The 23,367-nt window shown below is 65.3% G+C and carries 20 protein-coding genes; 12 read left to right on the top strand and 8 right to left on the bottom strand.

Annotated elements, in window-relative coordinates; all coding sequences use genetic code 11:
- Positions 1–23 precede the first annotated feature (23 nt).
- Positions 24–440 carry a flagellar basal body rod protein FlgB gene (flgB, locus tag M8312_RS05185; protein WP_250119313.1) on the bottom strand — a complete coding sequence of 139 codons (417 nt, stop codon included), beginning with the start codon at positions 438–440 and terminating at the stop codon, positions 24–26.
- Positions 440–3,109 (bottom strand): hypothetical protein, encoded by a 2,670-nt coding sequence (locus tag M8312_RS05180; protein WP_250119312.1) that lies wholly within the window; start codon positions 3,107–3,109, stop codon positions 440–442. Before M8312_RS05180 ends, flgB begins: the two co-directional genes overlap by 1 nt.
- 95 nt (positions 3,110–3,204) lie before the next feature.
- On the opposite strand from M8312_RS05180, the gene M8312_RS05175 reads away from it, so the two are divergent.
- From M8312_RS05175 to M8312_RS05140, 8 genes are all read left to right on the top strand, one after another.
- Positions 3,205–4,236: a flagellar motor switch protein FliG gene (locus M8312_RS05175; protein ID WP_250119311.1), complete on the top strand. Its 1,032-nt coding sequence runs from the start codon at positions 3,205–3,207 to the stop codon at positions 4,234–4,236.
- Entirely contained in the window at positions 4,233–4,838 is a 606-nt protein-coding gene (locus tag M8312_RS05170; protein ID WP_250119310.1) for a FliH/SctL family protein, read from the top strand. Before M8312_RS05175 ends, M8312_RS05170 begins: the two co-directional genes overlap by 4 nt.
- Positions 4,839–4,985: 147 nt before the next feature.
- The gene (fliF, locus tag M8312_RS05165) at positions 4,986–6,524 is read left to right on the top strand and encodes a flagellar basal-body MS-ring/collar protein FliF (protein WP_250119706.1); all 1,539 of its coding nucleotides are present in this window, start codon (positions 4,986–4,988) and stop codon (positions 6,522–6,524) included.
- 22 nt (positions 6,525–6,546) lie between these two features.
- Positions 6,547–6,900, top strand: a complete 354-nt coding sequence (gene fliN / locus M8312_RS05160) for a flagellar motor switch protein FliN (protein WP_250119309.1) — start codon at positions 6,547–6,549, stop codon at positions 6,898–6,900.
- Complete coding sequence (locus M8312_RS05155) at positions 6,897–7,463, top strand: DNA-binding response regulator (protein WP_250119308.1); 567 nt, start codon at positions 6,897–6,899, stop codon at positions 7,461–7,463. Before fliN ends, M8312_RS05155 begins: the two co-directional genes overlap by 4 nt.
- Entirely contained in the window at positions 7,463–9,598 is a 2,136-nt protein-coding gene (gene flhA / locus M8312_RS05150) for a flagellar biosynthesis protein FlhA (protein ID WP_250119307.1), read from the top strand. Before M8312_RS05155 ends, flhA begins: the two co-directional genes overlap by 1 nt.
- Positions 9,570–10,928: a flagellar hook-length control protein FliK gene (locus M8312_RS05145; RefSeq protein WP_250119306.1), complete on the top strand. Its 1,359-nt coding sequence runs from the start codon at positions 9,570–9,572 to the stop codon at positions 10,926–10,928. Before flhA ends, M8312_RS05145 begins: the two co-directional genes overlap by 29 nt.
- A 19-nt stretch (positions 10,929–10,947) precedes the next feature.
- Positions 10,948–11,643 carry a flagellar hook assembly protein FlgD gene (locus M8312_RS05140; RefSeq protein WP_250119305.1) on the top strand — a complete coding sequence of 232 codons (696 nt, stop codon included), beginning with the start codon at positions 10,948–10,950 and terminating at the stop codon, positions 11,641–11,643.
- A gap of 126 nt (positions 11,644–11,769) precedes the next feature.
- Here M8312_RS05140 and M8312_RS05135 read toward each other — a convergent pair whose 3' ends face one another.
- The gene (locus M8312_RS05135) at positions 11,770–12,624 is read right to left on the bottom strand and encodes a flagellin (RefSeq protein ID WP_250119304.1); all 855 of its coding nucleotides are present in this window, start codon (positions 12,622–12,624) and stop codon (positions 11,770–11,772) included.
- A 21-nt stretch (positions 12,625–12,645) separates the two neighbouring features.
- On the opposite strand from M8312_RS05135, the gene M8312_RS05130 reads away from it, so the two are divergent.
- Both M8312_RS05130 and M8312_RS05125 read left to right on the top strand, forming a co-directional pair.
- Positions 12,646–13,272, top strand: coding sequence for a GFA family protein (locus tag M8312_RS05130; protein ID WP_349773290.1), 627 nt, complete (start codon positions 12,646–12,648; stop codon positions 13,270–13,272).
- Positions 13,269–14,027, top strand: a complete 759-nt coding sequence (locus tag M8312_RS05125) for an alpha/beta fold hydrolase (RefSeq protein ID WP_250119303.1) — start codon at positions 13,269–13,271, stop codon at positions 14,025–14,027. The genes M8312_RS05130 and M8312_RS05125 overlap by 4 nt, the downstream gene beginning before the upstream one ends.
- On the opposite strand, the gene M8312_RS05120 is transcribed toward M8312_RS05125, so the two are convergent.
- The 3 genes from M8312_RS05120 to M8312_RS05110 form a co-directional block, all read right to left on the bottom strand.
- Positions 14,024–15,088 (bottom strand): SDR family oxidoreductase, encoded by a 1,065-nt coding sequence (locus tag M8312_RS05120; RefSeq protein ID WP_250119302.1) that lies wholly within the window; start codon positions 15,086–15,088, stop codon positions 14,024–14,026. The genes M8312_RS05125 and M8312_RS05120 overlap by 4 nt on opposite strands.
- Positions 15,089–15,150: 62 nt before the next feature.
- A complete protein-coding gene (locus tag M8312_RS05115) occupies positions 15,151–15,882 on the bottom strand; it encodes a hypothetical protein (protein WP_250119301.1) in 732 nt (243 codons plus the stop codon).
- A gap of 109 nt (positions 15,883–15,991) precedes the next feature.
- A complete protein-coding gene (locus M8312_RS05110) occupies positions 15,992–16,471 on the bottom strand; it encodes a peroxiredoxin (RefSeq protein ID WP_250119300.1) in 480 nt (159 codons plus the stop codon).
- 100 nt (positions 16,472–16,571) lie between these two features.
- Here M8312_RS05110 and M8312_RS05105 point away from each other — a divergent pair, with 100 nt between their 5' ends.
- Positions 16,572–17,144: a YqgE/AlgH family protein gene (locus tag M8312_RS05105; RefSeq protein ID WP_250119299.1), complete on the top strand. Its 573-nt coding sequence runs from the start codon at positions 16,572–16,574 to the stop codon at positions 17,142–17,144.
- Positions 17,145–17,255: 111 nt separating this feature from the next.
- A complete protein-coding gene (ahcY, locus tag M8312_RS05100) occupies positions 17,256–18,677 on the top strand; it encodes an adenosylhomocysteinase (protein WP_250119298.1) in 1,422 nt (473 codons plus the stop codon).
- Positions 18,678–18,686: 9 nt separating this feature from the next.
- Here the strand turns inward: ahcY and M8312_RS05095 are convergent, their stop codons facing one another.
- Complete coding sequence (locus M8312_RS05095; protein ID WP_250119297.1) at positions 18,687–19,649, bottom strand: 2OG-Fe(II) oxygenase; 963 nt, start codon at positions 19,647–19,649, stop codon at positions 18,687–18,689.
- Between the two features lie 99 nt (positions 19,650–19,748).
- Positions 19,749–23,084, bottom strand: coding sequence for a TonB-dependent receptor domain-containing protein (locus M8312_RS05090; protein ID WP_250119296.1), 3,336 nt, complete (start codon positions 23,082–23,084; stop codon positions 19,749–19,751).
- Between the last annotated feature and the right edge of the window lie 283 nt (positions 23,085–23,367).

Below are 23,367 nucleotides of genomic sequence, written 5' to 3'. Positions count from 1 at the left end.
TTGCGCCAGGCGCCGGCCCGGCGCTACTGACCGCCGCGGCCAAGCGCGATCTTCATCAGCTTCATCTGCTTGGCGTAGAGATTTGTGAGCGTGGAATAATCGGCCTGGATCTGCCCGAGCTGCAGAAGCTGATCTTCCAGTGTTACATTGTTGCCGTCGGGTTTGGTCTCGCTGACATGGCGATCGTCGATCACGTGCGATCCAGAGCGGAAGTGGGCCCCCAGCGCCGCCATTCCGCTGGTCAGGGAAACGCTTGGCCGGCTGACGCCCGAAACGCTGCCGTCTGACAGCAAATTGCGGAAATCGGGCTCTTCCAGGGTTTTGGTCTTGTAACCGGGGGTGTCGGCGTTGGCGACGTTCTCGGCGATGACCTTCTGGCGATCGCCGAGGTGGCGCATGGCCGAGACGAGCCCGCCGAACAGGGGTGGGAGGTTGGGCATCAGCGGCTGCTGCTCGTCAGCGTGCCGGTCAGGCGCGTCAGCGCGTCCTTGTAGCGGGCGAGCTGGCTCGACTGATACGCCGAGACTATCCCGTTGCTGCCGCCATTTCCGTTCACCAGCGCCTCCTTGCTGTTATCCCAGTATAGCGAACGATAGGCCGTCTGCGTCGTCCTGATCGCCGTTTTGATCCGCGCAAGACTGGCGGCCGCCAGATTGCTGTCGCCGATCGACAGTCCGGTGGTGAGGTCCAGGCCGTAGCTGCCGCCGGGCGTGACGCGCGGCGCCTTCGGGTCGTAAGCGGGAGGAGTGACGAGCCGTCCGGGCTCCAGCGCCAGCTTCGCCAGGGCATCGTGGCCGGTCGGTCCGGCGCTGAGATCGATCGAATGTCCAGGTTTGGCCGAAATACGGAGCATGCTCGCGCCGCTGCTTGGCGCGGCGCTGACCGTCACATCCTTGCCGGCCAGCTTGCCCATCCGATCGGCCAAGCTGGCGAGCGTGTCGGTGGCGGTGATCGTCACGGTCTTGGCAGTCCCGCCGTCCACCCGGAAGGAGAAGCTGTCGCCCGTGCGCAACGCCGTTCGATCCACCAGCGTCGGGCTCTCGGGCGGGTTCAGAAGGCCGGATCGGAAGCCCAGCGCCGAAGCTGCACTGTCCGCTCCTGGGGCGGCTGACACTTCGACCGGACCGATCTCCGTGCCCGACCGTCCCCATTGACTGATCTGTTGTAAGGCCCCGTCAGCGCCGATGCGAGCCACGAACCCATCGACGCTGCCGGACTTGGCTGCACCAATCGATCCGCTGGTTCGGCCGCCGGCGTAGAGCGTACCGTCGATGAAGGTGATGCTGTCGACCCGGTCGTCGCCGCCACTCGCTAGAACGGTCGTCGCGATGACGGACAGGTCGGAGCTGAGCTGAACCACCTGTCCGTTGCGATCGCCCGCCGTGATCGCGCCGCCGACCGCAATGCTGCCGGACGCCGAGATCGCGAGGCTCGAGCCATCGAAGTTGCCAAGCGCCACCTGTGCGCTGGACCCAAGGCTTCCTGCATCGAGGCGCAGGAGGCTTGCGCAATCCGGACCAGCCATCAGCGCCACGGAGGAACCGTCAGGCGCAGAGGCGAGCGCGCGGATCTCGGAGCCTGCGTTGCCCAGTGTATGCCGCTCGACGAGCTTGCCGGCGACATCAAAGCGGGCGAGCATTGCACTGCCGTCAGCGGACTTGCCGCCGATGATGGTGTCGCCATTGGCGGCAACGCTGATCGCCGTGGCGAGGTCGGCGCCAGCCGAGCGAACTGCGGTGGCGAAGCGCTCGTGACCGTCGGCCGAGAAGCGGATCACCATCATGTCGCCGTCCGTGCTGGCGCCGTCGAGATCGCCGGTGGACGTGCCGCCGACCACCACATCGCCGTCGGGCGCGAGCGCCACCGCCGTGCCCTGCGCGCTGCCCCCGCTGCCGAGGCTGCGCTGCCAGATGACCGATCCTTGAGCATCGACCTTGCTCAACAGCAGGTCTTCGGCACCGTCGCCGCGCTGTACACCGGTATCGCCGCTGGTCGTGCCGACCACATAGCTGAAGCCTTGCGCATCGCTCACCACCGCGCGCGCCGTCAGCGCCGCGGCCACCGGGCTGGCGATGACGTTAATTCCATTGGCCGACTTGCGGGCAGGCAGGGTCTGTTGCGCGGCCGTCGCCTGACGGTCGAATGCGCTGAGCGTGCCCAGGCTGGCGCGGGTGAGCAGCTGGTCTGGCAGATCAAAGCGGGTGAGCGCCACGCTGCCAGGAGAGCCGGGAACCGATTGACTGGCGGCGACGATCAGGGCGTCAGTGGCCGACTCGTCGCTCAGGCTGACCTGCTCGACCCCCATGGTCTGAAGTTCCAGACCCCAACCCTTGTCGCCTTTCACGACCGCAAATTTGGTGTCCCACCGTGGCCTCACGTTGCCGTTAGGATCAAGCACCGGCGCGCCGCTCGAATCGAGGCGCGGGATGGAAGCAATGGCAGCATTAAGGGCGTTCGCGACGCTGTCGAGAGTGGGCGGCTGCGCTGTCTGATTAAGGTCGACCGAAAGGCTATCGGTCGCGCCAGGACGGCGGAGGCCAAGCGTCAGATGTTCGTTGCCGTTCAGGCCAGGCACGGGAGCATAGCGGTCGGTCGTCACTGCCTTTCCGCTTACGTTGGCCGGGTTCACCGAAGGCAAGGCGAAGCTATCGACCCGGGTCTTGGGCTGACCAAAGGTAAGCGAAAGGTGACTGGAGGGCGCCACGGCAAGGTAGCGCTGCAGGTCGGCGACGCCCTTGGCAAAGCTGGTCTGGAGCTGCGTTCGCACGGCCGAGGAGGTCGTGTTGCGGGTCGCGTATTCGGCAAGCATGCGCAGCCGCTCCAGTGCCTTGTAGGCACTGAACGCGGTCTGCAGGTCGGGCGGCAAGCTCGCCGTGGTTTGCACCTGGTCGACGATCGACTTGAGGCGCTGGATCGCGGCAACGCTTTCGGGCGTACCGCTGCCCGCCACTTTCCATGGCGGGGCGATGACCGGTGTCGTGAACTGGGCTTTCGCCAGCCGGGCGGCCCTGGTCTGGACGGTGGCCGCGACAGCCGAAGTCATGGAATCGGCTGCCGCTCCGCCAAGTAGCGTCAGTCCGACAAGGCCGGAGTTCAGGTCGTTTGCCATCGCGCCATTTGCTCCGGGTCCACTCTCCTCCGTCTATAATAGAGGAGCATGCCGTCTTTACCGCGGCGCCGGATCGAATTTGCTTAGGAGTGGAGATGACTGCTCAGCCGCTCGGCGAACCGCCGGAGCTGAAGAAGTATAGCGGAGCGCAGCGGGCGGCGGCTTTGCTGCTGGTGCTCGGCCAGGAACATGGCAAGCCCATCTGGGACGCACTGTCGGTAGAGGAGGTGAAGGAACTCTCCGCCACCATGGCGCAGCTCGGCCGGATACCGGCCAGCGTGGTCGATCACCTGCTGCTGCAATTCTCCGGCGAGGTCAGCGGCATGGCGACCCTGCACGGTTCGTTCGAGAGCACGGAGCGGCTGCTGACATCCCTGCTTCCCGAAGACCGGGTCAAGGAGGTCATGGAGGACATTCGCGGGCCATCGGGCCGGACGATGTGGGACAAGCTAAGCAATGTTTCGGAAGGCGTGCTCGCCGGCTTCCTGCGCAACGAATATCCCCAAACCGTGGCGGTAATCCTGTCCAAGCTTCGTGCCGACCACGCCGCGCGCGTACTCGCCGAGTTGCCGCGCGAGTTCGGGGTCGACGTGGTCACCCGGATGCTCAGGATGGAGGCCGTGCAGAAGGAAGTCGTGCAGCAGGTCGAGGAGACATTGCGGAACGAGTTCATGACCAATCTGTCCCGCACCCAGAAGCGCGACCCGCACGAGAGCATGGCCGAGATGTTCAACGCCATGGACCGGTCAACGGAAGAGGCGATGCTCGGGGCACTCGAGGAGCGACTGCCAGATAGTGCCGAACGCATCCGAAGCCTGATGTTCACCTTCGAGGACCTCACCAAGCTCATCCCGAGCGCGATCGCAGCGGTGGTGAAGGCCGCGGACAAGAAGATCATGGCACTCGCCCTGAAGGCCGCGCCCGAGGAGCAGCGCGGCGTCTTTTTCGGTGGGATGACCGAACGCGCCTCGGCGTTGCTGCGCGAGGATATGGCCAACATGGGACCGGTTCGGGCGCGTGATTGCGAGGAAGCGCAGTCCGAGCTCGTGCGGCTGGCGAAATCGCTGGCAGACCGGGGCGAGATCGTCCTGGTTGATCCCAAAAGCGATGATGCACTCATCCTGTGACCGCGTTCCAACCCTTTGCCTTCGAGCGTGAATTCACGCTGCCCACCGACGACGTGGTGTGCGGCGAAGACTCGCTTGCCGAGGCAATCGCCGCCGCTGAGGAGCGAGGCTTCGCTGCTGGCGAGGCTGCGGCGCTTGAGCGTTTCCGCGATGAGCGTGAAATAGCGGTGCAGAATGCCCTCACGCGCCTCGTACTGGCGGCGGAGCAGATCGACGCGCAGTCGCAAGCGCTGTCGGCCGGACTGGAAGCGGCGGCCACTTCGCTGGCTTTGTCGGGAGCCGAGCTGCTGGCTGGACAGGCCGTAGCCGAACGACCAGCCGGCGCCGTTCAGCAGGTGCTCGGGGAGCTTCTTCAGGAACTGCGTCGCGGAATGCCGCTGGAGCTATGGGTCCACCCCGACCTCGTGCCGGAAATTCAGCACGTCATCGAGGAGCATCGACGGGGCGAACGGCGGCAGCGACCGATTACGGTCAGGGAAGACCCCGCACTCCAGCCTGGCGACGGCCGGATCAGCTGGGACCAAGGGTTCGCCCTGGTGGAAGCTGCGTCGCGAGGTGCGACGCTTGAGCGCGTGATCGCGGAAACCGGGCAGGGGCACTAGGCAAAATTTGCCGGGCTGCGGCTTGGGCGCTGGTTGGCCTCCTACAACACATACGAGGGGCGAGGACCGCTCGACGTTCAGTGGGATGCCGTGATCAACATCATCCAGCAATTGGCCGGAAAGCTCGGAGCAGCGCGCCTCGCCATGATGGGAGCCGTCGCGGCGGCGCTCTTTGCCGGGCTCATCTGGTTGGCGCTCCCCTCCACCGTGGGTCCGATGGGCTATCTCTTCACGGACCTCGATCCCTCGTCCGCACAGGGCATCGCCGACCGCCTGCAAGCTGACGGCGTGCCGCACCAGCTTTCGCCCGACGGCACGGCGGTACTTGCGCCCCAGTCACGCCTGGCCGAGTTGCGGATGAGCCTTGCTTCCAGCCGGATGGGCGGGAAGATTGGTTATGACGTGCTCGACAGCGAGCAGTCGTTCGGCCTTTCTCCAGCGCGCGAGAAGCTCAACGAGACCCGCGCGATCGAGGGCGAACTCGCCCGCTCGGTTCAGAGCCTGCAGAACGTCCATGCGGCGCGGATTCACATCGTCATGCCGGACCGGGAGCTGTTCGCCACCCAGACGCGGGGCGCCACGGCCGCGGTAACCGTGAAGACCTTGGGCCGGCTGTCGAACGAAAATGTCCAAGCCATTCGCTACCTCGTTGCGAGCGCCGTGCCGGAGCTTAGTCCCGATGCCGTATCGGTGATCGATCAAACGGGTGCTCTGCTGGCGCGTGCCGGTGAGACTGGCGCCGGTGGGGCAGGGGACGCGGACGAGAAGCAGCAGCAGGTCGAAGCCAAGCTGCGTCAACAGATCGAAAGCCTGCTCGAGCCAATCGTGGGCGCCGGGAAAGTACGGGCGGAAGTCGCGGCCGTGATCGACCGCGACCAGACCCGCGAGGAGGCCAGCGTCGTCGATCCCGACAAACAGGCGATCGCCAAGCAGGTCACCGTGGAGTCCAACGACCAGGACCAGCAAGGCGTTGCCGGCGGTGCGGCGACCAGCGTGTCGCAGCAATTGCCGGACGCCCAGGTAACCGGTGGCGGTGGTGGCGGAAGTGGCGACCAGCGCGGTTCCGCCCGTACTGAGACCAGTGAGGACACCACTTACGAGAACAGCCGCACAAGTACGGTCAAGATTCGTCCTCCCGGCGACGTCAAACGACTGACCGTCGCGGTCATGGTCGATGGCGGCGCGCAGGGCCTGCCAGCAGCTCAGGTGGAGCGCCTCAAGGGTCTTGTTCAGAATGCCGTGGGTTTCGACTCTCAGCGTGGCGATAGCATCGTCGTGGAGGCGATGAAATTCGCGCCGGCTGATGCGGGTGCGGAGCAGAGCTTCCTTTCCAATCTGGCGACGGACCAGATCTTCTCCGTTCTGAAAGTACTGGTCGTTGCCGCCATCGCCTTCTTCGCGATGCGAATGCTTCGGCCCAGCGCCTTACCGGAAGGCGCAGCGAGAGTCTTGTCGGCGCTGCCTGGTGCCCAGTCGGCGGGAAGCGCGATTGAAGGTCCAGGTGGGCTGGCGCTGGCGGCACCGGGAACGGAGCGCGGGCCCGCGGCGGTAATGCTCGATCAGGAAATCGCGCTGGCGGAGGTTGACGGCAAGCTCAAGGCGTCCGCCATCAAGCGTATCGGCGAAACCGTCGCGGCAAGCCCTGCCGAAGCCACATCCGTGGTTCGGCAGTGGATGAGCAACTAAACAGCCAGAGAGGATAGAGCGGATGGATGCGAACCCGCAGCAGATGGTGGCCGCCGACTTCGATGAGCTGGAGTCGGGCGCCTCCTTGGGCGTCCAGCAAGGGGGCTCGCAAGGATCGCCTCCAGCGGCCGAGAAACCACCGCTTTCCCTGCTTCCGCTGCATCATGTGCCGGTGCGAGTGCAGGCGCTGCTTGGGCGAGCGCAGCTCACTATCGATCAGTTGCTGGAGCTTGCGGTGGGCAGCGTGGTCGAGCTCGATCGCCGCGCGGGCGAGCCCGTGGACCTGCTGGTCAACGGTCGCTTGATTGCACGCGGCGAACTGGTCCTGGTGGACGGGCAGCTGGGCGTGACTCTGACCGAATTGCTGACGGCGTGAGCTTGGCGGACACTCCCCGCATCCTGCTGGTAGGCGGGGCAGCAAGCGAGCTTTGCCTGGCAGGTGGCCTAGCCCGCAAGCTCAAGGCCGACATCCGGTTTGCCCGAGACGGCGAAGCGGCACTTGCCGATGTTCGCCTGTACGGCTGCGACCTCATCCTGGTTGAAGTTACGCACGACGTGGCTGCCATAGTCCGCCTTCTCCGCGCCGAGAACTTCGGCGTTCCGATCGTCGCCTGTGGTGTCGGCGCTCCGGGCGAGCTGACCGTAGCGGCCGTTCGGGCGGGCGCCCGCGACTATGTTCCGCTGCCGCCAAGCCGAGACCTGATCGAGGCCGTCATCGCTGAAGATTCGAACGACTGCGCCGGGCGGTCGGCCGATGTCGATCGCCTGGTCGGCCACAAGATGGATGAGGTCGAACGCGCTATGATCTTGGAGACGCTTCAGCGCTGCAACGGCAATCGCACGGTGGCCTCACAGCTGCTCGGAATTTCCGTCCGGACGATGCGCAACAAGCTGCGCGCCTTCATCGGTGAAGGCCTTGCGGTCCCGCCGGCCGCCTGATGACGCCACTCGACCGCCTCACGCAGACGATGCAGCGCTTCGGCGCGAACCGCGACATGGCGCTCGCCGGGGGCGTCATTGGGATCATCGCCATGCTCATCCTCCCACTGCCGGCCTGGTTGCTGGATCTGGGCCTGGCGCTGTCGATAACCTTCTCGATCCTGATCCTGATGACGGCGCTGTTCATCGAGCGCCCACTCGACCTCAGCGCCTTTCCAACGATCCTGCTGATTGCAACCATGCTCAGGCTCGGCCTCAACATTGCGAGCACCCGGTTGATCCTGGCCCATGGCCATGAGGGTGCGCATGCCGCGGGCGGGGTCATTGCGGCCTTCGGTGAGTTCCTGATCGGCGGCGACGTGGTGATCGGGCTCACCATCTTCTTCATACTGGTCGTCATCAACTTCGTGGTCATCACCAAAGGCGCTGGCCGCATCGCCGAGGTCGCGGCGCGGTTCAGTCTTGATTCCATGCCCGGCAAGCAGATGGCGATTGACGCCGACCTGTCGGCGGGGCTGATCGACGAGGCCGCCGCGCGCCGCCGCCGCGAGGAAGTGGAGGCGGAAAGCGGCTTCTATGGCGCGATGGACGGCGCGTCGAAGTTCGTGAAGGGCGACGCCGTCGCGGGGTTGCTGATCACCGGCATCAACATCGCGGTTGGACTCGTCACGGGCGTGCTGGTCCATGGCGCGGGCCTCAGTGAAGCGTTCCATAGCTACACCGTGCTGACCGTGGGCGACGGGCTGGTCAGCCAGATTCCGGCGCTGATCGTGTCGACTGCCGCCGGCCTGCTGGTCAGCAAGGGCGGGATCAATGGCAAGGCGGGCAGCGCGCTCGTCACGCAGCTTGGCCGTTTTCCACGCAGCCTGGGCATGGCGTCAGCACTGCTGGGCGTGCTTGCGCTCTTGCCCGGTTTGCCCTTCTTTCCCTTCGCGACCTTCAGCGCATTGTGCGGCTGGCTCGCTTGGTGGACCGCGCGTCAGGCCCGCGCCATGAGCGCGCAGGAGCAGCGAGAGGAGGCTGCCGCCGCCGCCGACCAGCAGGTCGAGGAGCCGATTGCCGTGACTCTCGCCCTTGACGCAGTGCGGATCGAGCTTGGCTTCGGTCTGCTCCCGATCATCAACGAAGGCGGGGTCAGCGCGAGGCTCGACGACCAGGTCCGGGCCCTGCGCCGCCAGATGGCGAGCGATTACGGCTTTGTCCTGCCGAGCGTCCGGATCATCGACAACATGAGCCTGAAGGCGAACGAATATGTCGTCTTCATCAAGGAGACGGTGGCCGCGCGCGGCGAACTTCGCCTGGACAAGTTGCTGGTGCTCAATCCGGCGGGCGGACCGGCGGGCCTGCCCGGCGAGGAAACGCGTGAGCCGGTGTTCGGACTCCCGGCGCTCTGGGTCGACCGAGAGCTTCGCGACGAGGCAGGTTTCCGCGGCCTTACCGTAGTCGATTGCGGCACGGTCATCGCAACCCACCTGACCGAGCTGGTGAAGGAGAATCTGGCCGACATGCTCTCCTTCACCGAAACCCAGAAGCTGCTGAACGAAGTCCACAAGGAAGCCGAGCGGCTGGTTGCCGAGCTCGTGCCGGGAAAGATCAGCATATCGGGGGTGCAGCGCGTGCTTCAGAACCTGCTTGGCGAAGGAGTGTCCATTCGCGACATTCCGACGATCCTGGAAGGGATTGCCGAAGCGGTCCCCGCGACCGGCAATCTCGCCCAGATCACCGAGCATGTGCGAGTACGCCTGGCCCGACAGATTTCGGCCGCCTGCACGGTGGACGGGACCATCCCGATCGTCACGCTGGCGCCGGTCTGGGACCAGGCGTTCAGCGAGGCTATCGGCGGTGAAGGCGATCACCGACAGCTGGCCATGGCGCCAAGCCAGTTGCAGGGATTCATTGCCGCAGTTCGCGAGACTTACGACCGTCTCGCGCAGGAGGGCCAGATCCCCTGCTTGCTGGTGAGTCCGGCAATGCGCCCGTTCGTCCGCTCGGTCATCGAGCGGGTTCGTCCGGCCACCACCGTGCTCAGCCAGAGCGAGATCCACGTCCGCGCCCGAATTCGGTCGCTCGGCATGATCGGCAACCCTGCCACCTATAAGGAAGACAATGAACAGCTTGCCCTCGCAGCCGCTTGAGCCTGGCGGAGCGGGCAGCGCCGTCGGTGTCGGTTCCGGCGTCGGCGTCGGCGCTGGTGCCCTGCGTGCGGGAGCGGGCGATGCGGCCTCCCCGACCTTCGTCGCGCTGCTGACCTCCGCCAGTGCGCCGCAAGCATTACCGCTTGCGACAGCGATCAATCTGGTGGCTCCACCACCCTGTTCGCCGCCATCGGGGAGGGCAGGGGCGGCGGAACTACTCGCCGGCTGCACCGACGCTGACTCGATTGGCGCGGCAGTGCCCTTAGGCGGTCCTGTGCCGACGCCGGGTGCGCCGCAAGTTGCATTGCTTGCGGTCGCGCACCCCGGGTCGAAGGGTCAGCCGCTGAAGGTGGTCTCGCAGCGGTTGGCAGTGCCGGTCGATACGCTCGCGGCAGCGCCTGGAAGTCCCACGGCGGACGGAGGGGCAGGCACTTTGACTCCGACGCGGCTCCCAGATGGTCAGGAGCCTGGCGGGGAATCATCAAAGGATTCGTCATCGGGCGTCGTGACCGACGGCGACGGCCTGCCTGCGCAACCAGCGGGGGATGTCCCGGTGTTGCCGCTTCTGCTCGTGCACAATCAGCCGCCGCCCGCAGCCGTTCAGGCGGACCGCGCTCCGCTTTCGGCGGCGTTTGATGCCGGCGGCGAGCCGCCGGCAGAATTCGGTGGGCCTGCCGCGACGGCAAAGGTGGCTGGTCCCAACCAGTCAGCCGCCACTCCGGCGGTGAACGACATGAACCCAGAAACGGCAATCCGTCCGGAGCGCGCGACCGCGCCGGTTGCGGCGGCCGCGACGGTGCCCACCACGCCGCCGCCGGTGGCCTCCTTGCCTCCGCCCACGACCCCTTCGCGCGTGACCGAGGCCGCCGAGCCGCGGGCGGGCGACCATCGGCTGACGCTCGGCCACGATTTCGCCGATCAGCTTGGCGTGATGATCGCGCGGCACGGCAAGGCGGGCGCGGAGGAGCTCACGGTCCGGATGCATCCGGCCGAGCTTGGCCGAATCGAGGTCAAGCTTGGCTTTGACGAGACGGGCAGCCTTCGCGCCGTGGTCAGCAGCGACAACGTGCAGCTGCTCGACCAGTTACGGCGCGACTTGTCGGACCTTACGCGCGCGCTAGGCGACGCCGGCGTTCGGGCGGACCAGGGCAGCTTCCGCTTCGATCGCAGCAGCGGCGACCAGGCAGCCGGTGGAAATATGGGAGGAGGCGACCGGCCATTCGGCCAGGGTTCGCATAACCCCCACGATCGCAGGAAACAGGCACGCGATCCGCAGACAATCTGGCAGCGACCGCTTCGCCGGTCAGGCCGCCTCGATCTCATGGCCTAATCAGCAGGAGCTTCCTATCATGTCCGCCATCTCATCCACGACCGCCGCTGCCGGTGCGGCCGATAGCAGCGCCGCCGCAGGCGCGTCGCGCAGCAGCTTGTTCGGCACGGATGCCGGAGAACAGTTCAACATGTTCCTGACGCTGCTCACCACGCAGATGAAGAACCAGGATCCGCTGAACCCCATGGACAGTGCGCAGTACACGCAGCAGCTGGCTCAATATTCACAGGTCGAGCAATCGATCCAGCAGACGGGGCTGCTCAAGGACATGCTGGGGCGGCTCGGCACCAATGACCTGACCGGCGCTTCGGGCTTGATCGGCCGACAGGCCGAGTTCTCCAACTCGGCGTCGGCCCTGTCCGGCTCGGCACCGGCGCAATGGCGCTGGTCGCTTCCGAGCAACGCCAGTACCATCACCGCGGAAATCCGCGACAGCAGCGGCAAGTTGGTGGCCACGCCGGCCGTCACCCCTGGTGAGACCAGCGGGACGTTGAGCTGGGACGGCCTTCTCGCGGACGGAAGCAAGGCGTCTGGTGGCGCCTACGCGCTCAAGCTGATTGCCAAGGATGACGCGGGCGCGGCGATCGCGCCTTCCATTCACAGCATTGGCCGGGTGCAGGACGTCACACAGCGTAACAACGAGTTGTGGCTTGGCCTTGGTGGTCAGGTCTCCCTGCCAATTTCCGACCTGCTCGGCGTCGCCAGCATTGGCTGACGGCCCCGCCTCTTATCCGTGGGGCTTTTCATTTCAGTTCGCTTGGGGAGCGGACGGCAAACGGGCCGGAGTGATTGCTCACTCCGGCCCGTCCTTGCAGTAACTGGTGTTCCTTGGTCTTGGGGATTAGCGGAACAGCGACATGATTGCCTGGGGAGCCTGATTGGCAATCGAGAGCGCCTGGATACCCAGCTGCTGCTTGACCTGGAGCGCCTGAAGCGAAGCAGATTCCTTGGCGAGATCCGCATCAACCAGGTTACCCACGCTCGCCTCGACCACGTCATTCAGCTTGCTCGTGAACGAGAGCTGCGAGTCGATCTTGCGCGAGGCAGAACCGAGCGTCGAAAGCGAGGTCTTGAGGTTCGACTGACTGTTGGTCAGCGTGTCGACCATGCTCTGCGCAGTGGCCTGGCTGTTGATCTGGTCAGTCGCGCCGACCGTGATCACCGTTCCACCCAGGTCGAGGCCCTGGTTGGCGATCGACAGGGAGTCCGGCTGCCAGCCGGTGGTCGTGCTGTCACCATCCTGCAGTGACTGGATGGCGGAAACAGCGCCGCCGCCGGTCTTGAGGATGTTCGTGCCGTTGAAGTCGGACGAGCTGACAACCGTTGTGATCTGATCGCGCAGGGCAACGAAGTCCTGGTTGATCGCGTCACGGCTGGCCTGATCGATGCCTGCGTCGGCGGCCTGGTAGGCCTTCTGCTTCATCTGGATCAGGATGTCGGAAACCTGCTCGGCGCCGGCCACGGCCACGTCCGTCACACTCTTCGCACGGTTGAGCGACGAGCTGACGGCTTTCAGTCCGCCCATGTCACCACGCAGGGTCTGCGCGATGGCGAAGGCGGCGCTGTCGTCCTTGGTCGAAGCAACATTGTAGCCGGTGTTAATGCGGCTCTGAGTCTGGGCCATCGCCTTGCTAGTCGTGCCGAGGCTCTGCAGGGCGGCCATTGCGCCCACATTGGTGTTTACGGAAAACGACATGATTATTCTCCCATTCTGGGGTTGAAGGACCGCCTTCTGCGTTCCTGCGACGGCAAGGCCGCTGCACCTCTCTTGTGGGAAGGATTTCACCGCGGACGGTTCGAGTGGCCGAAAAAAATGGTGGTTAACGGCGCCTTGTGCACTTCTTGCCTGTTGGTTTCGAAGGCTTACGAAGGCACGTCGAGGAGGGCAGAGATGAGCGAGAAGACCGAAATGAGTGGTGGATGCGCTTGCGGGCGGGTGCGCTTTTCGGTGCCGGTCGAGGATGACGACGCCTATCTTTGCCATTGCCGGATGTGCCAGCGCGCGACCGGTTCGGTCTCGATTGCCTTCAGGAACGTCAAGGCAGCGGATGTGCAATGGCAGTGCGAGCCGGACTGGTACGAGAGCTCACCGATCGCCGTCCGGCCCTACTGCCGCGAGTGCGGGACGTCGCTTGGCTTCAAATTCCGCGAGGGCAGCGAAAACATGGACCTGACTGTCGCCAGTTTTGACGATAAGAGCCGGTTCAAGCCCAGGCATCACTTTGGCGCGGAAAGTATTCACCGAGCCTGGCTGAATACGGAAGGGCTGCCCGAGCAGCGCACCGACACCTATCAGAAACTGGTCGACAAGTGGGTCGAAGCGACCGGTAGCTTTCCCGGATGAGCGAGGTTGCGACCCATCGCTGGACGGCTTCGGACGGAGTGGAACTAGCCTATCATGAGGTAGGAAGCGGGCGAGCCGTGATCCTGCTTCACGGCCTCTTCTCCGACGCGCACATGAACTGGATCAAGTTCGGCCATGCGGCCCGCATCGCTGCGGCGGGCTTTCGAGTCATCATGCCGGACCATCGCGCGCATGGGCAAAGCGGCAAGCCGCACGATCCGCGGGCATATGGTCCCGGCGTGCTCGCTCGCGACGTGCGTGAGCTGGTGGCGCTGCTCGGGCTGACCGACTTCGATCTGGGCGGATTCTCGCTGGGGGCGCGGACTACGGTGCAGGCGATCGGCGAAGGGCTCCGACCCCGACGGGCGATCCTGGGCGGGATGGGGCTTCAGGGGCTGGCCAATTGGGAGCGGCGCAAGACCTTCTTCCTCGAGGTGATCGACCGCTTCGACACGCTGTCACGCGGCGACCCGCACTGGCTGGCGGCGCAGTTCATGAAGAGCCAGGGGGTCGACCGCACAGCCGCGCGGCTGCTGCTGGAAAGCTTCGAAGACGTGTTCATGGAATGGCTGGGCGCCCTGACCATGCCGGTTCTGGTCGTGTGCGGCGACAAGGATGAAGACAATGGCTCCGCGCGGGAGCTGGCCTCTACCTTGGCGGACGCGACGCTGGCGATCGTGCCGGGCACACACATGAGCTCGGTGACCGAGCCTGAGTTGGGCCAGGCGATCGTCGCCTTCCTGATCGCCCCCTAGCTCATCCCCGCGGCGCGAATCCGGCGCTGCGCCTCACGTGTGCCGACGTCCTCCGGGCCAGCTTTTCTGAGCATGAAGGCGCCCGCCGCGGCGGCAACAGCGCCGCCGAGCAGGGCTGCGGTTGCGACCGGATGCATCTGCGCTTCCAGGGCCAGCGAGGAGCGGCGGGTCAGCGGATGCTGATTGCTGGCGGTGCGGCCGTCCGCACGGACTTCGAACAGATTGTCGGCGGCGGCTGGTTCAGGCGGCACTGATGTCGTCTGGGACGGCTCGCCGCCCACTATCTCCATCGCCTTGTCCGCCAGGCGCGGCAGTGCAGGGGCCAGCGTGCTGATCGCGAGACCTCCGCCACCGACATTAAGGGTGCGGCGCTTGTTGGATGCCGCGAAGCAGATCGCCTTGGCGACGAGCTCGGCGTCGTAGAGCGGTTGCGGCAGGCGGGCGGGAGCGTCCAGCTTGTTGCGGGCATGCTCTGGATAGGGAGTGTCGATGGCGGCCGGCTTGATCAGCGTCACGCTGACCGGAGCGCCCTCGGCTTCCAGCTCCATCCGCAGCGCGTCGGTGAATTGCATCACCGCCGCTTTCATGGCGCAGTAGGGACCCTGTAGCGGGATGGCGCGATTGCTCAGCACCGAGCCGACGTTGATCAGCGCGCCGCCTTGAACCTTCAGACGGGGCAGGGCGGCGAGGCTGCCCTGGACCAGCCCGAAATAGCCGACCTCGAACACCCGCCGGTGCTCCTCGAGGGTGACTTCCTCAAGGCGGGCGTACATGGCCGCCGCAGCGTCGTTGACCCAGCTGTCGATGCGACCGAAGCGTGCGACCGCCTGCTCGGCTAGGCGCTCGGCGGCACCCCCGTCGGCAATGTCGAGTGGGACGGAGTGCGCCTCCCCGCCCTTGGCGCGGATTGCTTGGACGACGTCGTCAAGCGCTTCGGCGTTGCGGGCTGCCAGCACGACTTTGGCGCCCTTGGCTGCGGCCCGCCGTGCCGCCGCGAGCCCGATACCGCTCGACGCACCTGTGATGACCATGACCTGCTGATCAAGCGGCTTTAGTTTCATTCCCGTCTCCGATGCGAAGAGGGGCGCCGAAGCGCCCCTCCCATTCAACCAAGAAGCGAGCCTTAGGCTCCGTAGGCGACCGATCCGACCTTGGTTTGGTCATCGCCCGTTTCGTCGAGCCCGGTGTTGCCGGTGCGCGCGCTGGTCTGACTGCCGCTGTCTGACGACTTCGACTTTCCGGCCTTGCCGCCACTCGCCGCAGTCGAGCCGCTCGCACCACCGCCGGAAGCGCTGCTGCCCGTGCTGGCACCGCCCATGCCGCTGGGCGTGCCGCCGGTCGACGCAGAGCTGGTGCCGAACGCTGGCTGGGTCGAGCCGCTGCTTTCCCCGCTGACACCGAGGTTGGAGCTGCTGCCGCTGAGGCCCTTCGAGCCACCGGCGCTCACGCTTTGCTGGACATCGAGCGGTGAACGGCCGGCTTCTCCAGCACCGGTGCCAGCGGTCGCGCTGGGTCGCGTGCTGCTGGTTTCCTTCAGCCCATCGTGGCTGGTCGAGCCTTGCTGCTTGTAGGCGCCAGCCCCGGCCTTGCGGTCACCGGTGGTCTCCTGGCCCCACTTGCCGCTGCTGCTGTCCGTGTTCGAACTGTTGCCCCGGCGAGCAAAGAAGAAAGCGCCGGCCGCGGCAACCGCCGTCGCGGCGGCAGCGGCGGCAACCGGGCGGGCGCGGACAGTGTCGCCAATCGCTCCGAACCGACTTCCGCCCGAACTGCGGTTGTCACCGCGGCCCGGATTGCGATTACCATCGCGTTGATTGCTTTGGTTGCTGTGACTATTCTGACGGTTGTGGTCGGCCATGGTGCTCTCCTCCTACGCAGGAAATCTCACCGCCCGAACGCCTGGGGGCCAGCGCTTGTTGCGGCCTCTCGTCGACGAGAGGCCGCAATGCGACGACCGGAAAGGCCGCTTACAGCTGGGTAAGCAGCGTTTCCGCGCTCGAGGCCTGATATTCGCCCGGCGCCTCGACGTTCAGCTGCTCAACCACGCCATCGTTGACGATCATCGAATAGCGCTGGGAGCGGGTCCCCATCCCGAACTTGGCGCCATCCATGGTGAGGCCGAGCGCGTCGGCCAGCTGCCCGTTACCGTCGGCCAGCATGGTAATGTCCTCGCTGCCCTGGTCACGGTTCCAGGCGCTCATGACGAAGGCGTCGTTGACGCTGGTGCAGGCGATCTCGTCGACGCCTTTGCCTTTGAGCTCTTCGGCCTTCTCGACGTAGGAGGGGAGGTGCTTGGCCGAGCAGGTCGGCGTGTAGGCGCCCGGAACGGCGAAAAGCGCAACGCGCTTGCCGCCGAAATATTCGCTGGTGGTCGTGGGACGCGGGCCCTCGCTGGTGGCGATGGTCAGCGGGACCTCGGGCAGGCGATCGCCGATCTTGATGGTCATGGGTCATGCTCCTGTTGGTGACTGTCCCAAGCACCTAGGAGCCGATCGTTACGCGCTCAAGGCTTGCTCTTTGCGCGTCCAGCGGGGCATCAGCGAGCCGATGAGCGAACCGCCCTTCCTTTCCGGCCAATTGCTGCTCGCCATGCCGGGCATGGCCGATCCGCGCTTCGATCGAGCCGTGATCGCGCTCTGCGTCCATGACGAGAATGGCGCGGTGGGCATCGGTATCGGGCACAAGCGGGCCGGCCTGCGGTTCCGCGAGCTGCTCAAGCAGCTTGAGCTCGATCCGGGGGAGGCGCCCGACTGCGCCATCCACCACGGCGGGCCGGTCGAGCCGGGTCGCGGCTTCGTCCTGCATTCCACCGACTGGGGTGGAGAAGATACGCTGCACGTCAACACGCCGGGAGGCGACCGGTGGTCGATGACGGGGACCATTGATGTCCTCAGGGCGATCGCCGAGGGACGGGGACCCGCGCAGTGGCTGGTCGCGCTCGGCTATGCGGGCTGGGGACCCGGCCAGCTGGAAGAAGAGATGACCAGGCACGGCTGGTTCGCCGTGGCGGCTGAGCCCAAGCTGCTGTTCGACACGCCCACCGACGAGCGCTGGTCCGGCGCATTCCGGGGAGCGGGTATCGACCCGCGCCTGCTCAGCAGCGAGGCAGGCGCGGCCTGACCGCCGCAACCCTCATATAAAGCTTCCTTTATATCCCGTTCCGCGCTAGGGGCGCCGCCGACCGACCGCCGCTTATCGCCAGCGGTCTCATTCTTGTTGGAGACCTTACCCGTGGCCACCCAGACGCTCGATCGCGCCAAGAACTCGGACGATTACCTCGTCAAGGACATTTCCCTTGCTGACTTCGGTCGCAAGGAGATCGAGATCGCCGAGACCGAGATGCCGGGCCTGATGGCGCTTCGGCAGGAATTCGGCGCGGCCAAGCCGCTGAAGGGCGCGCGTATCGTTGGCTCGCTCCACATGACCATTCAGACGGCCGTCCTGATCGAGACGCTGACCGCGCTCGGTGCGCAGGTCCGCTGGGCCAGCTGCAACATCTTCTCGACCCAGGACCATGCCGCCGCCGCCATCGCCGCCACCGGCGTGCCGGTGTTCGCGGTCAAGGGTGAGACGCTCGAGGAATATTGGGATTATGTGGTCCGCATCTTCGACTGGGGCCAGGACCAGACCTGCAACCTGATTCTCGACGACGGCGGCGACGCCACGATGTTCGCCCTGTGGGGCGCGCGGGTCGAGGCCGGGGAGGAACTGTTCACCCCGTCGAACGAGGAAGAGGAAGTGTTCGCGGCGACGCTGAAGCGCTTTCTGACGGAACGTCCGGGATACCTCACCAAGACGGTCCAGACGATCAAGGGCGTCAGCGAAGAGACCACCACCGGCGTCCACCGCCTGTATGAGCTGTCGAAGCAGGGCAAGCTTCCCTTCCCGGCGATCAATGTGAACGACAGCGTCACCAAATCGAAGTTCGACAACCTTTACGGCTGCAAGGAAAGCTTGGTTGACGCCATTCGCCGCGGCACCGACGTGATGCTGGCGGGCAAGGTCGCCTGCGTCGCCGGTTTCGGCGACGTCGGCAAGGGCTCGGCCGCGTCGCTCCGTAATGGCGGCGCGCGGGTCATCGTGACCGAAGTCGATCCGATCTGCGCCCTGCAGGCGGCGATGGAAGGTTATGAGGTCGTGACGATGGAGGAGGCAGCCCCGCGCGCCGACATCTTCGTCACCGCAACCGGCAACATGGACATCATCACGCTCGACCACATGCGGGCGATGAAGAACATGGCGATCGTCTGCAACATCGGCCACTTCGACAGTGAAATTCAGATCGGCGCGCTGTCGAACATGAAGTGGACCGAGATCAAGCCGCAGGTCGACGAGGTTGAGTTCCCCGATGGCAAGAAGCTGATCGTGCTCAGCAAGGGCCGCCTGGTGAACCTCGGCAATGCCACCGGCCACCCGAGCTTCGTGATGAGCGCCAGCTTCACCAACCAGACGCTCGCCCAGATCGAGCTGTGGACCCGCAACGACCAGTACAAGAACGACGTCTACGTGCTGCCCAAGCACCTCGACGAGAAGGTCGCCGCCCTTCACCTCGAGAAGCTGGGCGTCAAGCTGACCACGCTCAACGAGCGTCAGGCCGCCTACATCGGCGTCACGCCGCAGGGCCCGTTCAAGCCCGATCACTACCGCTACTAAGCGGCGGGTTCAGTAGATGAGGGGCGTCGCGCGGATCCAGCGCGACGCCAGCAGCTTGCTGCCGGCGGTGACCGGCAGGCCCGCGTGATTGGCGCGCGGGTCCGGCTGCCCGTCTGGCAGCGTGCTTCCAAACAGCAGCCCATCACCTTTTCGGCCACGCAGCTGTATTCCCAGCTTGGGGAAGCTCGTCTCGCCGCCCAGATAGTCGTCATTCAGCCAGATGAGGAAGGTGAGGACCCGCTGCTGCGCCGGCGGGCACCCTGGCAGCGCATCGCTGTGCAGGCGATATTCCTGGCCCGGCGAATAGCGCAGCACCTGCAACGGTTCGCCGCAGCGAACGTCCGTTCTGCTGGCTAAGGCAATCCGCCGATTGATGGCGTGGATGATCGGGCTTTCATCAACAAAGGCGAAGGCCGCGGCTTCGGACGTGCGGATCGGGTTGGCTGTCTGGCGTCCGGTGACGGGGTCTACGATCACGGCCGGCTGCAACAGCGGCCTGGCTGAGTCGACCAGAAAGTCGCACTCGGCAGGAGACAGGATGCCCTCGAAGTTGCGGATCAGCGGTTCTTCGCTGACCGTTGCGGCTTCCGACATGGACCTGCCGGCCGCTTCGTCGCTGGCGGCGAGGCCTTCGACCAGGGGAAGTTGCCGGCGCGCGTCGTCGTCACCGTCGGCGGCGACGTGGAGCAATGCGATTGCTTGCGCCCAGTCGGCTGGCCCACCGAGGCCCTGAGCGACGAAGTTTCGATAGACCCGCTGCGATGGTTCATCACCGAGTTCGGCTGCCCGGGCGAAGGCAAGGCGTGACTCGGCGAGATTGCGGGCGACCGGCTGGCCCTGAAGGTACCAGACCGCCAGTTCGCGCGCGGCGAGCGCGTCTCCATCAGCGGCAGCGGCTTTCAGCGTGGCCAGGCCGCCGGCCACGTCTCCCTTGAGGCATTGCTGATCTGCCAGGGCGATCGCGTTCGACATTCTGCTCTCCTAGCAGAGCAAAACGGCGATGAAGAGCGCCCAAAAAGAAAGGAGCCGGAGATTTCTCCCCGGCTCCCATCCTTTTCCGTGTGGCAGTTCTTAGAACTTGGCCACGACGCCCGTGTAGAAGTAACGACCACGGTTGTCGTAAATGCCCGAGCCGCCACCGACACCGGTCAGGCCGTACGGCGGGAACCGGTTGGTGAGGTTGTCGACACCAACATACATGTTGAACTTCGGCGTGATGTCGTAGCCGACGCGGATGTTGTGATACATCACGGACGGATACTTCACGATCGGAGCGTAGTCGGCGTTCTGGGGCGGCTGCCCGTTCACCGAGTTATAGTCCTCATAGGTGTTGAGGTACATGCCGCCGATCCAGCGACCCGAGTAGTTCAGGAGCCACTTGCCGGACTTCAGGCCGAGGCTGGCGAAGACCGTGTCCTTCGGCGTGCCGAGCTCGTTCAGGAACACGTCCACGAACGTCGGGTCAGCCGGGTTGGTGTAGCTCTCGTTCTTCAGGACGTGGGTCCAAATCACCTGCCCAGTGAAACGGCCGATGCCGAAGCTGTGGGTGTAGTTGATCTGGCTGTCGAACCCGCGGGTCTTCAGCTTGGCGAAGTTCGCCGTCGACTGAAGGAGCGAGCCCTCGAGGATCCGGAACGGCTCCTCACCGCGCGGTCCGCCCGAAGCGCCAGCGCGCTGGAACAGGCCGCAGAACGGGTTGTTCAGCGTCGCCGAGTCGTAGCAGAGGTTGGCGATCTGCTGGGCCGAACCGATGCTCGAGATCACCTGGTTGACGGTGATGTCGTAATAGTCGGTCGACACCGAGAAGCCCGGCAGGAAGCGCGGCTGCAGGTAGCCGCCAACCGTGAACGAGTCCGACTTCTCGACGGTCAGGTTCGGGTTGCCACCGCTGACGATCTCCAGCGAGCTGCTGTAGACATAGTCGTAGCCGGCCGGACGGCCCGCCGCGGTGCAGTTCGCGACGCGGGTCGCGCTACCGGTTGCCAGAGCGCGCTGCGAGCACGGATCCGCGAAGCCCGGAGCGAAGTTCTGACCCTGGGCCGAGTAGAGCTCGGACAGGTTCGGAGCGCGCACCGAACGGTTGTAGGCACCACGGAAGGTGATGTCGCGGATCGGGCTCCAGATGCCCTCGACGCCGTAGGTCTTCACATTGCCGGCGGCGCCCTTGTAGTCCGAGTAACGACCCGAACCCTTGACCGTCAGCTCATGGAACAGCGGGGTGTTCTTGAGCAGCGGGACGTTAAGCTCCGCGAAGGCTTCCTTCACGCCGAACGACGGCGAGGTGAAGCTCGGGATGGCGTTGTAGAAGGCGTACCCGGCCTGGGTGACCGGATCGAGGTTATAACGCAGCGTCTCCTTGCGATACTCGCCACCGACCGAGAAGCCGATCGGGCCGCCGGGCAGGCGGAAGAAGCTGCCGGTATCACCGGCGATGTAGCCGAGCACGTCGAACTGCGTGATCTTGCCCGTGGCGAGCGTGTTCAGCAGCAGATAGTTCTTGGCGGCGTCGCTGATGTTGCCGGTGCCGAACGGGTTCAGGGGAACGCAGGCGGCAATGTCGGCCGCCAGGCGAGCCGGGTCACCCGCACGATCGGTGCCGCGATAGTTCGGATCGATCTGCGAGCGGCAGACGATCTGGCCCGACGAGTTCACCGCAGTGTCGTTCGCAAGCAGGAAGCGCTGGCGATCGATGTTGCCCTGAATCTGGTTCCGCTCCTTGTGCTCGCCGTAGTTGGCGGACAGTTCGTAGCTGAAGTTGTCCCAGAAGCTGCCGCGGATACCGGCCACGACGCGGTAGGTTTCACGACGGAAGTTCTCGTCGCGGATGCCCAGGTCGAGGTAGTTGCGACGCAGGCTGAAGCGGAAGGTGTTGTTGTTGACCTCCGCGATCGCCTGGGTGCGAGCCGCCTGCTGAGCGGCGGAGCTGCTGTACGCCGTGCCGGTGTTCGGGTTGATGCCCGCATTGAGCGCGGCGAGCAGCTGGGTGCGGAGCGTGCTCTGCGCCGACGCCGACAGGTACGGATTGTCGAGGCGGATACCCTCGCGGTTGACGCGGCCAACGGTGCAGCTGCCAGTCGAACCCACGTCGTAGGAGCGGTCATTGAAGCCGGTGACGCAGATCGCGTCGCCAAGCGTCTGGCCCTGCGAGAAGAACGGACCGCTCTGCGAACCCTTGGCGTCCACGCGGACGTACTTGGCTTCGATGAACGGCTCGAGCGCCGGCGAGATCTCGTAATGCGCCAGCAGGTTGATCGAGTAGCGCTTCACGTCCGGCGAAAGGGCGATCAGCTTGCCTTCGCGGCCGCTGTAGCCATTGCCGCCGCTGAAGCCGGCGTTCGGCGCCAGGCCGACGCGCTGACCCGTCTGGGGGATGAGCGTTCCGTCGGGCTGGAAGATGTACGGGCAGGTGTAGGCGTTGCCCAGGTAATCCTTGCCGCACGGTGCGGTCGAGGCGCCTTCGCGGATGGCGACCATGCCACCGAGCGAGATCGTCGCGGAACGGAGATCAGTGAAGTAAGCGCGGTCGAACCCGCCAGCCGCACCGTTCGGCGAACCGGCCGGATCGGTCTCGATCACGACAAAGCCATCGCTCTGCTTCAGCTTGCCCACATCCGACGCATAGAAGTCGTCGTTGTGCGAATATTCGGCGGCGAGGACGACGTTACCGCGGCCACCGGCGAAGTTCTGGCCGGCGAGCAGGCTGACGAACTGGTTGCCCGCGGTCTTGTACTTGTTCAGGCCCGACTGCGCACGCAGCTGAACGCCCGAATAGTTCTTCTTGAGGATGAAGTTGACCACGCCAGCGACGGCGTCCGAACCGTAAACGGCCGAGGCGCCACCGGTGACCACGTCAACCCGCTCGATCAGGTCGGCGGGGATGGTGTTGATGTCGACCGACACGCCGTTGTTGAGAACGTCGGCGGCCACGTGACGACGGCCGTTGACGAGCACCAGGGTGCGCTGCGTGCCGAGGCCGCGAAGGTCGACCAGGTTCAGGCCGCGGGTGCCGAGGAAGCGGGTCGAATTGGCGGTGCTGAACGTGCTGCGCAGCTGCGGAAGCTGGTTCAGCTGGTCGCCGATCTGAACCTTGCCGGTCTGAAGCAGCTGCTCACCGCTGAGCGTGGTGACCGGAGCGGCCGACTCGAGGTTCGGCGTGCGGATGCGCGAACCGGTGACGACGATGTCGCTCTGAGTGACAGGAGCGGCGGCGTCCTGGGTCGTGGAAGCAGCCGCGCAGCCGGCGCTGTTGGCCGTGCCCGGGGCGGTGCAGTCGGGGGTCGGCGCAGGCTTGGTCGCGCTGCCGGGGGCGGCGTCCTGTGCAAAGGCCGGGGTCGCCGCAAGCACGAATGCGCCTGCGAAGGCCGCCGAACGGAGAGCGCTGGCGCTCAACAACGACATCTTACCCATGAAATCTCCAGTGAGAGTGATTCTAGCTTGCAGTACGAATTGCCGGCGCTCTGTTACGGATTCGATCAGCCAAGGAAACCAAATCCGTCGCAGCAAAAACATTAATTCAACGGGTGTCGCAAAGCTGCAACATATTCTCGCGCAGGCAATCAGCGAACGAAAACAACGGCATAACCTGAACGATCAGAATGCCGGATGTTGGCTATGGCCATAAGGACACGCCGGAGGGAGCCGATCGAGGCTGATCCGGCCCGTGCTGCGTTAGCGCTCCTGACGATCAGAG

Origin of the sequence: Sphingomonas sp. KRR8 (genome assembly GCF_023559245.1) — a bacterium.
Taxonomy (GTDB): domain Bacteria; phylum Pseudomonadota; class Alphaproteobacteria; order Sphingomonadales; family Sphingomonadaceae; genus Sphingomicrobium.
Note: the sequence above shows the minus strand (reverse complement) of the source record. Positions and strands in the feature narration are given on the sequence as shown.

What these genes read in the sequence shown, in the direction of transcription:
- M8312_RS05120 (WP_250119302.1), bottom strand. Translation starts at nt 15,088, where the DNA reads ATGAAACTAAAGCCGCTTGATCAGCAGGTCATGGTCATCACAGGTGCG.
- fliF (WP_250119706.1), top strand. Translation starts at nt 4,986, where the DNA reads ATGGGAGCCGTCGCGGCGGCGCTCTTTGCCGGGCTCATCTGGTTGGCG.
- flgB (WP_250119313.1), bottom strand. Translation starts at nt 440, where the DNA reads ATGCCCAACCTCCCACCCCTGTTCGGCGGGCTCGTCTCGGCCATGCGC.
- M8312_RS05135 (WP_250119304.1), bottom strand. Translation starts at nt 12,624, where the DNA reads ATGTCGTTTTCCGTAAACACCAATGTGGGCGCAATGGCCGCCCTGCAG.
- flhA (WP_250119307.1), top strand. Translation starts at nt 7,463, where the DNA reads ATGACGCCACTCGACCGCCTCACGCAGACGATGCAGCGCTTCGGCGCG.
- M8312_RS05145 (WP_250119306.1), top strand. Translation starts at nt 9,570, where the DNA reads ATGAACAGCTTGCCCTCGCAGCCGCTTGAGCCTGGCGGAGCGGGCAGC.
- M8312_RS05095 (WP_250119297.1), bottom strand. Translation starts at nt 19,649, where the DNA reads ATGTCGAACGCGATCGCCCTGGCAGATCAGCAATGCCTCAAGGGAGAC.
- fliN (WP_250119309.1), top strand. Translation starts at nt 6,547, where the DNA reads ATGGATGCGAACCCGCAGCAGATGGTGGCCGCCGACTTCGATGAGCTG.
- M8312_RS05090 (WP_250119296.1), bottom strand. Translation starts at nt 23,084, where the DNA reads ATGGGTAAGATGTCGTTGTTGAGCGCCAGCGCTCTCCGTTCGGCGGCC.
- M8312_RS05110 (WP_250119300.1), bottom strand. Translation starts at nt 16,471, where the DNA reads ATGACCATCAAGATCGGCGATCGCCTGCCCGAGGTCCCGCTGACCATC.
- M8312_RS05125 (WP_250119303.1), top strand. Translation starts at nt 13,269, where the DNA reads ATGAGCGAGGTTGCGACCCATCGCTGGACGGCTTCGGACGGAGTGGAA.
- M8312_RS05140 (WP_250119305.1), top strand. Translation starts at nt 10,948, where the DNA reads ATGTCCGCCATCTCATCCACGACCGCCGCTGCCGGTGCGGCCGATAGC.
- M8312_RS05175 (WP_250119311.1), top strand. Translation starts at nt 3,205, where the DNA reads ATGACTGCTCAGCCGCTCGGCGAACCGCCGGAGCTGAAGAAGTATAGC.
- M8312_RS05180 (WP_250119312.1), bottom strand. Translation starts at nt 3,109, where the DNA reads ATGGCAAACGACCTGAACTCCGGCCTTGTCGGACTGACGCTACTTGGC.
- M8312_RS05105 (WP_250119299.1), top strand. Translation starts at nt 16,572, where the DNA reads ATGAGCGAACCGCCCTTCCTTTCCGGCCAATTGCTGCTCGCCATGCCG.
- M8312_RS05115 (WP_250119301.1), bottom strand. Translation starts at nt 15,882, where the DNA reads ATGGCCGACCACAACCGTCAGAATAGTCACAGCAACCAAAGCAATCAA.